We start from the raw sequence: 14,266 nt of genomic DNA, 5'->3' as shown, positions 1-14,266 counted from the left end.
GCAAGGCTCAATAGTCCCGGTAGTAGCGGCGGCGGCCATCATAATATCCGTCGCCGTAATATTGTTGGCGTCCTGACTGAAACTCCGGCGGGACCGTTCCGGTCGGGTAGCATCGACCGTCACGGCTATCCCGATCCGTGCCATGGCCGCATGGAACGGAGTAGCCGCCGCCCATGCCGCCACCATAGCCGCCGCGATAGTAGCGATATTGCCGTGCGGCCTGGTCTTGCGGCGGCAGATAGCCGTTCGGGTAGCACATGCCGTCGCGTGCGCTCAGATCCCAGCCATGGCCGCATGGCGGCGGATGGACGGGTACACGGTATTGCACGGTTTGAGGCGCGACGGGTGCAACAGCGCTTCCAGGCGCCACGCTCAACTGAGCGGCCAGTGCTGCGGCGGCAATGCTGACAATCATGGTCGGTCTCCAATCAAACCAGAAGCTGCCGGCGTTTCCGCAATGCGCTGACCGGTCGTCCGATCACGATCGAGGGGCTGCTGTTGGTCCGTGCAAATATATCAAAACACGCCCTGAATACCCGATGAACGCATTTCAGGTATTGGAAGTCAAATCCGCAACGGCCGCCAATGGCTGGCTGCGAATCGGCATGCCGATATGCAGCGTCGCCGCGCTACCGCATCTCGTAATAGCCGTTTCGCCTGTAGTGATAACCTTCGCGGCCCGCCTGATACTGCCGTGGCACCGTGCCGGTCCGATAGCAGAGCCCGTCGCGAATATCGCGGTCTGCGCCATGGTTGCATGGGATGGGTCGCTGGCCGCCGCCATACTCCAGCGGATAGTACCGGCCCGATTGATAGCGCGGCGGCACCATCCCGTTCGGGTAGCACTTGCCGTCGCGCTCATCGAGATCGTAGCCGTCGCCGCATGGCGGCGGGCGGCCGTGACGCCGGTAACGGATTTCCTGGGCTGGGGGGACGCTTACGTCGTGCGGGTGGGCAGGTACGCCCAATTGTAGCGCGAGGGCCATGCCGGCGATGCTAGCGAACATCTTTCGGTCCCTCCGGTTAGCAATCCGGTCTCCGCTCCAGAGCGGCTACGCCGGATTGTACTCCTTCCATATTGAAGTTGTATGCGGCGTCGGGAAGGCTGGCGGCGAAATTGGACGTCATTCAAAAGCAACGTCGGTGCGGCAGCCGGTATGGCCGTCACAGCAAGGCTTCTTGAACGGCAACCACCGTCAAATCGGTTGAGAGTGCTATTCCTTGGCATGAAAACAAAAAAGCCGCCCGGATGCCCCCGTGATGTCGGGCTTCATGCGCCAAGCCATCCGTTGCGTGGAGGAACGATCGCAGGCCCGCATGGTCTTGGGCCAGGAAATTCGGGTTAACCGGTATAAGCTGGCTGTTGCCGGAGAGGTGGCTGCCGGGCGGCCTTGATGGCGCCGATCGCGGAGCCGCCGCCGGAGACCATGAGACCTAAGGCGGTTCTTACGAGTGCCCTCGATGGAGCTACCCTCGCGAATGTCGTTCCAAACGTAGCGGGCGGCATGGAACTATTCCATTTTTTCCCAATTTAGGCACGGGAGTTAATGGAGGATACTAGATGGCCAAGCGCTGGAGTGCAGAGGACATTAAAGACCTCAGGGATCTTGCTGAGGAATATTCAGCCCAGGCAATTGCGGAAAAGATGGATCGAACCGTGGGAGGGGTAGCCTTCAAGGCTCACCAGCTAGGCGTGCCTCTCAAGCCGCGCTCACAGCTCGCCGACGCCAACGTCCGCGGATCTTCATCGGACAGACATCGACAAGAGGCAGCAGACGTTTGACAACGCCGTCCCTGCGCCACGGCGCTTGAGACGACGTTTCGTTTGTGATTCACGCTGCGCCGCGCCTTAGCCCGTGCGGTAAGCATCCAGCGCGTGGGCGGCGAAGATTCCGACGCTGACCAAGGCGAGAATTCCTGCTGAGAGTTCGATCATTGCTCGGCCTCCCTTTTACGCATTGCCGCGAGGAATCTGCCGCGTGATTGGTTCCAGATGAGATTGAAAAAAAATTGCATGACCGCGTCCCTGTTTCATTAACAACGAGGAACACAGCCGTTTGTTTCAGGCCGCGGTCGAGGGATCTCGAACGCTGCGGTTGGGGAGTTGGCGGAGCTAAATGGAGAAGGGCAGGACGTTCGGCCAGCGCTTCTTCAGCCCGGCGGCAACCTGGAAGGCCAGGCGATTTTCGGGGCGCGTCGATGGCGCATATGTCGATGGCGCATATTTGGCATGAGCTCGGCGGTCGGCCGCCTTCTGCCGTCCGCGCTGGCGCCTGACATATCGTTTGGACCGCGTATGCATCTAGCATCGCTCCAACGTCTTGTGACCGGCCATGATCCTTTCAGCGCATGTGAGACTTGGCAACCAGACCACCAGCCGCAGGGTGCAGCGCACAAACTGTTTCGCTTTTACCGAGCGCGAATCTAGGCAAAGCTTGGGCAACGACATGTCATTGGGGATGAGCATGGACGTTGTAGAGCTCGTCATTTACGGCTTGCTGGCTTTGTGGGGACCGCCTTTGTTGTTTGCGGCGTACCTGCTGCGGCCGATCAAATGAACTGCCTCACGATCCAGGCGATGAGGAAAAGCCAGCCAATCATCGCGATCACGACGGCGACGACGTAGTTCACTTTCAGCCATTGGTGGCGCACCGATCATCCTTAAGACAAAGCCGGCGGGCGGAGTATGATCGCCCGACGGCTTTGCTGTGTGGGCCCGGACGACTTGGGGGAAGTGTCCGGTGACCGACCACTAGGCAGACTCCTGAAGCGTGGCAACCGAACTCGCAGTTTAACCTAACCAGTCAACCTTACCGATCGCGACGCCATCGATCTTGGAGCGGCGTCGGCGATGCGGAGTTGCTGTCTGAGCTAGTTGATGAGGGGGCCGCCGTTTCAACCTAACTGGGCATCCTTTTATTAATCGATTTTCCTTCTGTTCACTTTTGAGCAGACGTTGCCGCTTGTTCCCGATTTAATGACGACTTTCCAGGTCAAATTGTACTTGCGTATCGTCCGGCGGCCGTAAGTGGCCGCCGGGCTTTTTGGCCCTGCCGCATTTGTGCGCAGCTTGGGAGGAGCGACCTGCGGCGAGGCACTAGCCAATCAAGAAGGTGCGAAGGTCCCGCGTTTCGGCGATTATCAGCGTTGGCGCTTGGCATTTGTCTTTTTTGCAGGTCTCAAAAAGATGCGCCGCCAAGCTCGAAATGCATTGTCCCGGCGGCGCCTTGTCTCAGACTGGGCTCTGAAATCTCAGTCGCCGGGTATGTAGCAATGCCCATGCCACGCGGGGGCGGGGCCGCCCCGAGGGCGAAGCGGCCCCTAATCGCGCAGTACACAGGCGGGGGCAACTCTTGCCATCTGCGCGACCTGCTGACACGCTAGACCTGTTTAGGCAGGCCGCAACGAAACTCGCACGTTAAGCTTGATGTTCGCCGCGGAGGTTAATTCTGGAACCGCCGACAAAAAGACTGCCCGAAGGCGGTCTCTCGGCAGATTCTGATTGGGTTGGCGATCAGGCCGCCGTCAGCGCAGATGCCTATCTATTTGCGACGACGATAGGTCATGGCCCGATACTGTCGTTTGGACGCCATTGGCCCCATTCGCATCCTGACCGGCCAGATCAGCTCATTGATTGCCGGACTGCGCGGGAATGAAATGCCATACTGGTTGAAGTCAGTCACCACTGATACGGCGTCCGTCCGGCCCGAGACACCATGCGAGTCGGCCACCTGATGTCTGCTTCTCCCCCAACAGCGGCGCGGTAGCGGACATCGCGGCACTTCGCCTTCGGGCCAGAAACGGTCGTCCCAACGCTATGCGATCATTACAAAGAAGCTCCGGCTATACGTCGTGTGAAGCGGCGAAGCCATACCACTAGATCTCTCGCCTTGAACACTGAAGATATGACCCATTCTGGCGTCCCGAGATGACGGAGCATGTCTTCGTTGCCCTGTTCAATTCCCTCCCACATTTTTTGATCGGTAAAGGACGCATTCTCCTCATTGCACCGTTCGAGCCTCCATTTGATCTCTTCCAACAAGGCGTCGGCGTCTGGCAGACGCAGAGCAAAATCCAGTTCTCTTCGAGCACAACTCCGTTCGATCCGATAGCGGACCGACTCGTCGTAGCGAATGCCCCGCTTCTCTAGCCTCGCATGAGTCGCTTCATGTATGATAGCGGATGCGATCCATTCGAGCGTTGTGGTTTCAGAAGCGATGACGCGCTCGTCGAGCAAGCAGACGTTCAAGGAATGCAGATAGCAGCCGGCTCCATGCGGAACCAGCGTCACCCAAATTCGAGATAAGCTACTCTTGACACGTCGGTAATGAAGCGGAGCAAAATGCTCCATTAGTTTAAGCGCGGCTTCCACACGTTGTAGCGCAGGTTCAGGGTCACCATGTGAGCTTCCGATCCAAAGGCCATCGGTCATGCGGCTTGTCGAAAGCCATAGCGCAACTTTGTCAGCCAGAGACGGTCCTGAGATCGGAAGGTCGCGAGACATGGTTCACCGCCGCTTCAGTCTACGTAGGCATATTCCCGCAATGATAAACTGGCCTCGCTTCGGCGAACTTAACCACTTGAGTTAATTTGTTTCGAATGTTTGGAAAATGTCCGCCTTGGGTCACGAACGACAAAACTCAAAGTGAGTATAACGCGTCCGCTTTCGGGCGCATCGCGACCAAAGCGCTCCTTGGCCGGGCATGTTGAGCCCACCTGCCGATGATGATTCAAGCCCCTAATTCGAGGGCCGAATCATGCGCTACGAACTCACCGACAATGAGTGGTCTGCCATCAAGCCGATGCTGCCGAATAAGCCGCGCGGCGTGCCACGAGTGAATGACCGTCGCGTCCTCAATGGCATCTTCTGGGTCTTGCGATCTGGCGCGCCATGGCGCGATCTGCCGGACAACTTCGGCCCGTACACCACCTGCTACAATCGCTTCGTTCGACGGGCGGGCGTGTGGGCCAAGCTTATGAGCGCACTGGCCGGCGCCCATGATGCCGCCGTGCAAATGATCGACACGTCTATTGTTCGCGTGCATCAGCATGGGGCGTGTATCACACGCAACCGGCGGCAGTCGCGAGGTGGATTGACCAGCAAGGTTCATGCATTGGTCGTACCAATGGCTTGCCGGTGCGGCTCGCGCTGACGGCCGGCGAGGTGCACGACAACCGACTTGCTGGCAAACTCCTGTCTCGACTGAAGTCGAAAACGATGCTGCTGGCCGATCGTGGTTATGCTGCGGACTGGATCAGGAGCCTGGCGTTTGGAGGCCTATCTCCAGGCGCATCCGGAATACGCCGCAGAAGCACGCGCAACTTCGGAAATGCGCGAAAAAGCGCGCTCTGTCGCACTGCAAATACGGCCATCCGTTGTTGCCGGCACTTTGCGGCCAGACCACGCGCCCACGCGGCGATCGAAAGGGAAATCATCGCCTAGGTGTACAGCTTGAATTCAATAGCGATAGTGTCGCCAACGTGGCCGGTACTCTTCCCTGTAGTATCGACGCGGCTGATAGTAGGCGTAGCCTTGGCGCGCGGCTTGGTATTGCGGCGGGATGACACCGTTGGGATAGCAACGGCCATGGATGTCGATGTCGTAGCCGTGGCTGCAATACCCACCAACCTGAACCACTTCAGGCATTTCGTTCTGGACTGCGGGCATTCCGAGTTGGAGGGCGAGGACCGCAGCTGCTCCGTTGATCAATGGCATTTTCAGCTCCCATTAGGTTTGTAGGAACTAAACGCGGCAAAGCCGCGCATGGTTTCTCCAAAAGAGGACGGTAACATTCCGAGGCGCAATGGCTGCTGAACGGAACATTTAGGAGACGTTCAGTTCCACCGCGATCATCAAGGGGCGGCACGCTGGCCCAGGGCAAGGCGCCGGCGTGCGATCCGTGCAATACCGACAAAGGGAGCCATTCGCTGCAATCGTGGCTGTATCGACTCGGCAGCGCCGCCGACAGCTGGGCACCACTCGTTGCCGCGTCGCCGATCAGGTATCGGGCGGGGCATGTAGCAATGCCCATGCCACGCGGGGGGGGGGGGGGGCCGCCCCGAGGGCAAAGCGGCCCCCCTATTCGCGCGGTACGCAGGCGGGGCACTATTGCCGTCTGCGCGACCTACGGCCACGCTAGACCTGTTGAGGCAGGCCGCAACAGAACTCCCGTAGGCTTGATGTTCGCCGCGGAGGTTAATTCTGAAACCGCTGACAAAAAGACCGCCCGAAGGCGGTCTCTCGGTAGATTCTGATTGGGTTGGCGATCAGGCCACCGTCAGCGCGGGTGCCTGTTTGCGACGACGAGAGGTCATGAAGCCCACGCCGGCGAAACCGAGGGTCATCATGGCCCAGGTCGAGGGCTGGCACGGCGTTCCACAGTGCTGATCACCACGCTGTCAAAGGCCCGACTGGCCGCATACGAAGGGCGGGCCCCAGCCCCGGGAGTCGAGAAGACGGCGCAAAGGGCTGGAGCCGCGGTGGCGTCTATGGACGCCACCCGATTCCTACGGCATCAGGCCCGGATCGTTCCTAAGGCGTTATCGCGTTGGCTAGCGACCACATGGGCGCACTCGGAAGAGCGGCCTCACGTCCGCCCCGCGCTGCCAAGCGCTGAGAACGGAACGTTGGCCTTAACGGTTGGCGCGCTCAGCATCATGCTGCTCGCCATGCAGGCCGGCTCAGTTGACAACAGGCACCCCGTCGATTCAACGCTCAACGCACATCTGGGATTGCCGGCTCCATCGGTGATACGGCCCGCAAGGGGGAGATGCCACGGATGTGGCCGGGCACACGTTCCGAACGGGCAAAGCTTGCTGCCATCCATCGCGGACACAAGCCCCTTCAGAAGTGCTGCTGCACCCGACGCCACATCCGCCTGCAGCCAAGGCTGGACCGGCAAGCAAGGCTGGACCGGCAAGAGCGTACACCACCAGACAGGCCCCCAAGCAAGCAAAGCGGTTCATTATGGCGGCTCCTCGTTGTCTTGAATGCACGGGTTAACATTGGCGCGGTGAATATCGTTCCTTTGCTCTGCTCGGATCCAAGCTGCCCGCCAGTTCTGATGCGGTTCACTCCAGAACTACACACTCAAAGGCCACGCCTTCGGGGGTCGTTTTCCTCGAACCATTTTTCCGCGGCGTCCCTCGTGGCGAAGACCTTGATGTGGTCGGCAGTCTCTCAGGACAACGAGTGTGCGTGATCGGGTACCCCTAAAGATGCGATCGGATACCCTAAAGAGTAAGTACGAGGTAATCTGCCACTTGCTATCAAGGGATGTGCCGGAGTCGGTTTTGTTCTCGGCACAGGAGACGCATCTCACTTAACGGCCCCAGTCTGCCCCAAGCCCCGCTGGGGCCGTATTTTAACTCATAACGCCGCGATCTTTTTCCCTCAAACAGCGGCTGACGTCGGCGCCCCTGTGCCCGCACGCCTTGCAGTCGAATTGCTCCACATCGGACAGACGCACCTCATCCGGCCAGCGATTGGCGGGTAGGGTGGTCGAGTGGCTACGCGATAGTCCCGGCAGAAGACGGTGACACCGGCCACGTCGGATTCCCGTATCTCTCCAAAGATGATTTTCTGAGGGCGCTGCATCGCGCCCAATTCTGCCAAGAATCAGACCCAGCCTGAATGGGCCATTTAGGGGAGTTGCCCTGGGGTGGCGTGGCCCTGCGCATGTCGTCCGGCAACGTCGTGCGCAGGGCCTCTCGACCCGCCCATTGCGCAGCCGATTCCGCTCGTGCGCTGGCGCTACGCCGGCAGCATCTTACGGGGTTGGGCAAGGGCGATGGCTGACGTAACGGCCGACCTAAAGCGGAAGTCGCCCGTCCGCAACACTTTCAAAACAGATAGAAGGTCCCGATCAGCAGGCCCGCAGAAAACGACCAAAGCCCCAGAGTGCAGGCCGACACGACGCGCACGAGGTTGCGACACTGCACCTCGAACTCCTCGTCCGTTGTCTCATGGAAACGAGCTGCCATTGGCGCTATCCTGCCCCAGCAGGTGTTGGGTGGATGTATGCACAAATCATGGTGAAGGTGGGGCATTTGCGGCCCGGCCCCGCGGCCAGAGCCGTTCCCATGTTCGCAATGGTCAGGGCCGCTTCGGTCAAACCTGCTGCGGACACGAAAAGGGGCGACTCAAAAAGGCGCCCCTATACCTTGTAAGAACTATGAAATATTTGATGATTTGGTGAGCGCGGAGGGACTCGAACCCTCGACCCCATGATTAAAAGTCACGTGCTCTACCGCCTGAGCTACGCGCTCACTTGCCGCGCTGTGTAGGGGGCGGGCCCCTGCGGGTCAATAGCGCCGGCGCGACAAATTCCAAGTTCGCCTGATCCAATTCTCTTGAGGTAGCTAAAGGTTAGTTCGGATTCTTCAACTATCCAGCGCCAATCAATCCACGGGCAAGTCTCGGTTCTGCTGAAATCAGAACCGAGATCGCTTCCTTATTCGACGCGTTTTCCTGACGCGAACCGGAACTCACTTCGCTCGAAAACGCTACGCTAATTGGCCTCGCGGCGGACTTCGGAGGCGACCGGCTGGGACTGGTTGGAGACCCGCGGCAGGCTGACCGGGCGCAGGCCGATCAGTTCCGCCGTCCGCACCGCGCTGTTGCGCCAGAACGCGAAGGAATTGATGCGGGAGTTTTCCAGCACCGCGATCGAAACCGCCGCCAGGAACGGCAGGCTTTGCAGCACCAGCACGCCCGCGAAGATGTAGATCTCCCGCACTTCCTTGTAGCCGTTGGTGACGACCAAGACGGCGGCCCCGATCAGGAGCAGCACGCCGATCACGGCTTCCCAGAACGCCTGGAATTCGATCGACATCCGCGACAGCCCTCCCTTGGAGGTGCGGGCGAAGGCGAGGTGCTCGGTGATCAGGCCCTGGGCTACGGCTCGCGACACCGTCCACTGCACGCTCATCGCCGCAATCATTGCGCCCAGCATCTGGCCGGCCTTGATCTTCACCCGCAGGCGATAGAGCGCGATAAAATGCACCAGCGAGACGATGAAGGAGGCGATGATCGGCAGCGTCAGAATCTTGTCGGGGATGGCGATGTCGGCAAAGGCCACGATCGGCACCCAGATCAGATTGAGGATCGCCACCACGACGCCCAGGCTTTCGGCCCCTAGCCAGTTCAGCCAGCCCAGCGAGAATTCGCGGCGCTGGTCCGGCGTCAGCCGGCTGGCGCCGGGCAGGAAACGCCGCCAATGCTTCTTGACGATCTGGAAGCCGCCATAGGCCCAGCGGTGACGCTGCTTCTTGAACGCCTCGTAGGTGTCGGGCAGCAGGCCCTCGCCATAGCGGACGTTGGTGTAGTGCGTCAGCCAGCCCTGCTGCTGGATGGTCAGGCCGAGATCGGTGTCCTCGCAGATGGTGTCGCTGGACCAGCCGCCGGCCATGTCCATCGCGGAACGGCGGATCAGGCACATCGTGCCGTGCACGATGATCGAGTTGAACTCGTTGCGCTGGACCATGCCGATGTCGAAGAAGCCGGCATACTCGCCATTCATGATGTAGTGCATCAGCGAGAGATCGCCGTCGCGATGCTCCTGCGGCGCCTGCACCAGGCCGACGCGCGGGTCGGCGAACACAGGCACGAGATCCTTCAGCCAGTCCGGATGCACGACATAGTCGGCGTCGATGATGCCGATGATCTCGGCGTCGGCCGCGGTGCGCTCCATGGCGATACGAAGCGCGCCGGCCTTGAAGCCCTGCACCTTCTCGGCGTTGATGAACTTGAAGCGCTCGCCGAGGGCGCGGCAGTGGTCCTGGATCGGCTGCCAGAATTCGGGGTCGGGCGTGTTGTTGATGATGCAGACGCATTCGAAATTCGGGTAGTCGAGCCGCGATACCGCATCCAGCGTCTGCTTCAGCATCTCGACCGGCTCGAAATACGCCGGGATATGGATCGACACCTTCGGGAAGGCGACGTTCTCGCCGATGGTGGCGGGCGCCAGCGGCGCGCTCTTGGTGATCAGCCGGCGCGGGCCGTGGCCGAAGGCAACAGCTGCGATCTCGTCGATCCGCGCCATCGCGATCAGGATCAGCGGCACCAGCAGGATGAGGCCGAGCGTCAGCGCAAAGGCCGAGCCGAGCACGAAGTAATGTCCGGCCCAGTAGGCAAAGACCGTCGAAACCCAGGCGCCGACGCCATTGGCGGCCACCGAAAGCATCAGCGCCTGCATGATGGTCGGCCGTTCCAGCCGCAGGATCGGCAGCGACATCAGGATGCCAACGAGCAGCGCGATCGTGGCGAGCTTCCAGTAGTTCTCGTTTACGATCGGCCCGGTCCAGGCGAATTTCGGTTCGCGGTTGGCGTCGAGAATGCCCCAATAGGGGCCGACGCCGCCTTCGAAGAACTTCCAGGGCTGATCGATCGCCTCGACGATGTTGTATTCCATACCCATGGCTTCGGCACGGGTGACGAAGTTGCGCAGCACGGAGGCCTGCTCGAACGGGCCCGGCTCGGCGTTCCGCAAATTGTAGCCGGCACTGGGCCAGCCGAATTCGGCGATGACGATGCGCTTGCCCGGGAATTTTTCGCGCAGCAGCCCATAGAGGTAAACCGCCTGATCGACCGCCTGCTTGTCGGTGAAGTTTTCCCAATAGGGCAGGACGTGGGCCGCGACGAAATCGACGGAGGAGCCGAGCTCCGGATTGTCGCGCCAGATGTTCCAGATTTCGCCTGTCGTGACGGGAACGTTGACCGACTTCTTCACCCGCTTGATCAGGGCGATCAGATCCTCGACCTTCTGCTCGCCGCGAAACACGGTTTCGTTGCCGACGACGATGCCAATGACATTGCTGTTGCGCTTGGCCAGGTTAATGGCGGCGTCGATCTCGCGCTCGTTGCGGTCGGTGTTCTTGTCGACCCAGGCGCCGAGCGTGACCTTCAGGCCGAACTCGGCGGCGATCGGCGGAACCAGCTCGACGCCACCGGTCGACGAATAGAGACGGATCGCGCGCGTCATCGTCGAGAGTTTTTTCAGGTCGGCGCGAATCTTCTCGACCTGCGGCAGATTGTCGACGTCGGGATGCGCGCTGCCCTCGAATGGCGCATAGGAAACGCTTGGCAGGATGCCGCGGAAGTCGGGGGCCGGCAGCTTTTGCTGGAACAGGCCCCACACCCCGGCGTGAGCTGCGGTGACAAACAGCAGAACGGCGACGACAGCACGCATCGGCGGCTAAACCATACGGGGCTGAGATTTAAGGAAAGCGAACCTGTCCCCTAGGCTCGACCGACATAGCGGCATCATTAGGATAATCCTGCCGCGCGAATTCACAACTGGTATGACGCCCATGACTTTTTAAGGGCGTGACCAATCGAAACACCGGATAAATAGGATCGTTCCGCTGAACGGATCCTGAATGCCCGACGGTTATTTCGCCGGCGGGGCAGGTGCGGGGCTGGGAGCCGGCGAGGGCGAAGCGGCGGGCGCAGGCGGCGCGTTGCCGGCGGTCGCAGGGGCTGCCGGTGCCGGGCCTTGGGCAGCGGCGGTCTGAGGCTGGGCGCCCGGGTTGATCCAGCAGGCGTGAATGCGGCTGGAGAGCGTTTCCGCGACCTTGGGGTCGATCTGCCCGCCGAACCGGGTCAGGCAGCGGAAGGCGGCCTGGACATGCCCGCCGGGGCAGCCGAAGCGGTCGTACAGGTCAAGATGGCGGAACGCGGTATCGAGGTCGTCGCGCCACATCAGGCTGACCACGCGCCGGCCAAGCCAGACACATTCGGGGTTGCCGGCCGGCCCGTTGATGGCCTGCGACGCCTCGACGAATTCGTCCGCCTTGCGCTGGTTATCCTTGCCGGGATCGGGGTTGGCGGCCTGCGGTTTGCCTTGATCCTGCGGGGCCGGGGAGCCGCTCTGGGCCAACGCGCCAGCCGATCCGATCAGGAGGACCAGGCCGGCAGCAGCAAAGCGTCTCAAAACCGCAACTTTTGGATCAAGCACCCGTCGACGCATACATTCCCCGATTAGTTTCCCGCCGCGCGGGCGGCTGGTGTGTTGGTCTGGCTTGTTGCCGCCCAAATTCGTCCCCAATGCGGCGGAGACATCAGGCGATTCAAATGACGGGTATTTGCGATTTTGTCCAGCAAAGTCACAACTTTATCGTATCGGTGGTAAAACTGCCGCAGGGGACGAGACGGAATAGGCTGTCCAGCATCTTGGCAGAACGCCGATGAACGGGTAATCGACGGTCCCCGCCCGGAGGATGGAACCGATTTCTCTTCGTACGCCGCTGGCGCTTCTCCTTTCATCGCTCGCTATGATCGCGGCCCTGTGGTGGTGGCTCGCCACGCCGATTACGCTTGCGCGCGCGCCGATCGATCCCAACGCAAAGCTGCAATGCGTTTCCTACGCGCCGTTCCGCGGCGCGCAGACGCCGCTGATTCCAACCACGCAAATCCCTCCGGAACAGATCGCGCAGGATCTGGCGCAACTCGCCAAGATCACCGATTGCGTGCGGACCTATTCGATCGAGAACGGGCTCGATCAGGTCCCGGCGCTGGCCGCCAAGGTGGGATTGAAGGTGATCCAGGGCATCTGGCTCTCGAGCAACCGGACCAAGAACCTCGCCCAGATTGCGGTCGCGATCGAACTGACCAAGGAACATCCGGGCACCATCACCGCGCTGGTGGTCGGCAACGAGGTGCTGCTGCGTGGCGAGATGACGACATCCGATCTCGCCGCCAATATCCGCTCGGTCAAGTCGCGGGTCACCGTGCCCGTGACCTATGCCGACGTCTGGGAATTCTGGCTGCGCAACCGCGAAATCTATGACGCGGTCGACTTCGTCACGATCCATATCTTGCCGTACTGGGAAGACATCCCGGTACGCGCGAAGTTTGCCGCCAGTCATGTCGACGATATCCGCAAGCGGATGGCCGTTGCGTTTCCGGCCAAGGAAATCCTGATCGGCGAGACCGGCTGGCCGAGCGCGGGGCGGATGCGCGAAGGCGCGCTGCCCTCGCGCACCAACCAGGCGCGCGTGGTGTCCGAAATCCTCGATCTCGCCAAGCGCGAAAAGTTTCGGGTCAACCTGATCGAGGCCTATGACCAGCCCTGGAAGCGCCAGCTCGAAGGCACCGTCGGCGGTTATTGGGGCATGATCAACGACGCGCAGCGGGCGCTGAAATATCCGCCCGGCGAGCCGATCAGCAATTATCCATTCTGGAAACTGCAGATGGGCTGTGGGATGGCGCTCAGCGCCCTCGTATTCCTGGCGGGCTGGCTGACGCTGCGGCGGCGGCCGTGGAAGCCTGGGCTGGCCGCCTGGGTCGTGGTCGGAACGTCTGCAACGACCGCCGGCATGCTGCTCGGGATCGCTGCCGACAAGATGTATTACGAGAGCTACGGGGCCGGCGGCTGGCTGCAATGGGGCGCGCTGCTGGCGGCCGCCATCGCCTCGCCGATGCTGTGCGCGAACGCCGCGATGTCGGGCCGGCCGCTGCCGACCTTCCTCGAACTGCTCGGGCCGCGCGACATCAGGACCAAGTCAGTGCTGACGGCGCTGTTGGGTTTCGTGCTCGGTGTCACCACGCTGATCGCGGCGGGGACCGCGCTCGGCTTTGCGTTCGATCCGCGCTACCGCGATTTTCCGTTCGCCTCGCTGACCATGGCGGTGGTGCCGTTCGCGGCGCTGATGCTGCTGAACCGGCCGAAGGAGGGCATGCGCCCGATCGCCGAATCCGCGTTCGCCGGTCTGCTGGTGGCGGCCGCGCTGTTCATGGGCTTCAACGAGGGCAGCCAGAACTGGCAGGCGATGTGGACCTGCGCGATCTATTTGCTGCTGGCGCTCACGCTGTGGCGGGCGCGGGCCGTGCAAATCCCAAAATGAGCAGGCCGATCGCAATCCCCGACAGCGCGATATTGTAGAGCACGATTCCGAAGCCCGCCGCGATCAGCCCCAAGGTCAACAGCAAGATCGACGGCCGGATGACGTGAAGCACAGCGATCACCACCGCGGTGATGCCGAACACCGAATTCTTGAATAGATAGGTGGCAAGCGTCCGCGACTTGCACAGCGTGCTTTGCAGGCCGGCGTCGCAGGCGAGCGCAACCGTCGAGAACTCCACCGCGAGGTAGCGCAAATAAAGCGCGTAGCCGACGGTGACGAAACCGACCACCAACAGGAACTGGACTTGATAGGGCGTAAGCCGGAACGGGGATTTTTTCATCGCGGCAATATGGTCGGGATTGGCGTTTGGGACAAGCGTCCGACTGTGAAGAGAATGCGGGTCAAGGATTTCACGTAACGC

12 protein-coding genes, 1 tRNA gene and 2 pseudogenes are annotated in these 14,266 nt (G+C 61.1%); 4 read left to right on the top strand and 11 right to left on the bottom strand.

Translation table 11 applies throughout. The annotated features are described in order from the left end of the window. Nucleotides 1–7: 7 nt before the first annotated feature. Both ACH79_RS33250 and ACH79_RS33245 read right to left on the bottom strand, forming a co-directional pair. A complete protein-coding gene (locus ACH79_RS33250; RefSeq protein ID WP_161854726.1) occupies nucleotides 8–415 on the bottom strand; it encodes a hypothetical protein in 408 nt (135 codons plus the stop codon). A gap of 214 nt (nucleotides 416–629) precedes the next feature. Continuing rightward, nucleotides 630–1,007 carry a hypothetical protein gene (locus ACH79_RS33245; protein ID WP_161854725.1) on the bottom strand — a complete coding sequence of 126 codons (378 nt, stop codon included), beginning with the start codon at nucleotides 1,005–1,007 and terminating at the stop codon, nucleotides 630–632. A 554-nt stretch (nucleotides 1,008–1,561) separates the two neighbouring features. On the opposite strand from ACH79_RS33245, the gene ACH79_RS33240 reads away from it, so the two are divergent. Beyond that, a complete protein-coding gene (locus ACH79_RS33240) occupies nucleotides 1,562–1,783 on the top strand; it encodes a hypothetical protein (RefSeq protein WP_161854724.1) in 222 nt (73 codons plus the stop codon). Nucleotides 1,784–2,113: 330 nt separating this feature from the next. On the opposite strand, the gene ACH79_RS33235 is transcribed toward ACH79_RS33240, so the two are convergent. Next, entirely contained in the window at nucleotides 2,114–2,302 is a 189-nt protein-coding gene (locus tag ACH79_RS33235) for a hypothetical protein (RefSeq protein WP_161854723.1), read from the bottom strand. 31 nt (nucleotides 2,303–2,333) lie between these two features. Here ACH79_RS33235 and ACH79_RS33230 point away from each other — a divergent pair, with 31 nt between their 5' ends. Continuing rightward, a complete protein-coding gene (locus ACH79_RS33230) occupies nucleotides 2,334–2,558 on the top strand; it encodes a hypothetical protein (protein ID WP_161854722.1) in 225 nt (74 codons plus the stop codon). Nucleotides 2,559–3,826: 1,268 nt separating this feature from the next. Here the strand turns inward: ACH79_RS33230 and ACH79_RS33225 are convergent. Further along, nucleotides 3,827–4,432 (bottom strand): hypothetical protein, encoded by a 606-nt coding sequence (locus ACH79_RS33225; RefSeq protein WP_161854721.1) that lies wholly within the window; start codon nucleotides 4,430–4,432, stop codon nucleotides 3,827–3,829. A gap of 325 nt (nucleotides 4,433–4,757) precedes the next feature. Between ACH79_RS33225 and ACH79_RS33220 the strand changes: the two are divergent. After that, nucleotides 4,758–5,269: pseudogene (locus tag ACH79_RS33220) on the top strand (IS5 family transposase); the annotation flags it as partial. 189 nt (nucleotides 5,270–5,458) lie between these two features. On the opposite strand, the gene ACH79_RS33215 reads toward ACH79_RS33220, so the two are convergent. From ACH79_RS33215 to ACH79_RS33190, 6 genes and pseudogenes are all read right to left on the bottom strand, one after another. Then, complete coding sequence (locus ACH79_RS33215) at nucleotides 5,459–5,716, bottom strand: hypothetical protein (RefSeq protein ID WP_161854720.1); 258 nt, start codon at nucleotides 5,714–5,716, stop codon at nucleotides 5,459–5,461. Nucleotides 5,717–6,267: 551 nt separating this feature from the next. Further along, a pseudogene (locus ACH79_RS45240) lies at nucleotides 6,268–6,366 on the bottom strand (PEP-CTERM sorting domain-containing protein); the annotation flags it as partial. A gap of 1,476 nt (nucleotides 6,367–7,842) precedes the next feature. After that, nucleotides 7,843–7,983 carry a hypothetical protein gene (locus tag ACH79_RS33205; RefSeq protein ID WP_161854719.1) on the bottom strand — a complete coding sequence of 47 codons (141 nt, stop codon included), beginning with the start codon at nucleotides 7,981–7,983 and terminating at the stop codon, nucleotides 7,843–7,845. Between the two features lie 209 nt (nucleotides 7,984–8,192). Then, a tRNA-Lys gene (locus ACH79_RS33200) sits at nucleotides 8,193–8,268 on the bottom strand. A gap of 242 nt (nucleotides 8,269–8,510) precedes the next feature. Then, nucleotides 8,511–11,189, bottom strand: a complete 2,679-nt coding sequence (locus ACH79_RS33195; RefSeq protein WP_161854718.1) for a glycosyltransferase — start codon at nucleotides 11,187–11,189, stop codon at nucleotides 8,511–8,513. Between the two features lie 201 nt (nucleotides 11,190–11,390). Then, the gene (locus ACH79_RS33190) at nucleotides 11,391–11,969 is read right to left on the bottom strand and encodes a beta-1-3, beta-1-6-glucan biosynthesis protein (RefSeq protein ID WP_161854717.1); all 579 of its coding nucleotides are present in this window, start codon (nucleotides 11,967–11,969) and stop codon (nucleotides 11,391–11,393) included. A 250-nt stretch (nucleotides 11,970–12,219) separates the two neighbouring features. Between ACH79_RS33190 and ACH79_RS33185 the strand changes: the two genes are divergently transcribed. Next, nucleotides 12,220–13,845 carry a beta-(1-6) glucans synthase gene (locus ACH79_RS33185; RefSeq protein ID WP_202639096.1) on the top strand — a complete coding sequence of 542 codons (1,626 nt, stop codon included), beginning with the start codon at nucleotides 12,220–12,222 and terminating at the stop codon, nucleotides 13,843–13,845. On the opposite strand, the gene ACH79_RS33180 is transcribed toward ACH79_RS33185, so the two are convergent. After that, nucleotides 13,805–14,185: a hypothetical protein gene (locus ACH79_RS33180; protein ID WP_161854716.1), complete on the bottom strand. Its 381-nt coding sequence runs from the start codon at nucleotides 14,183–14,185 to the stop codon at nucleotides 13,805–13,807. The genes ACH79_RS33185 and ACH79_RS33180 overlap by 41 nt on opposite strands. Nucleotides 14,186–14,266: the final 81 nt, after the last annotated feature.

Origin of the sequence: Bradyrhizobium sp. CCBAU 051011, assembly GCF_009930815.1 — a bacterium.
Lineage (GTDB): Bacteria > Pseudomonadota > Alphaproteobacteria > Rhizobiales > Xanthobacteraceae > Bradyrhizobium.
Note: the sequence above shows the minus strand (reverse complement) of the source record. Positions and strands in the feature narration are given on the sequence as shown.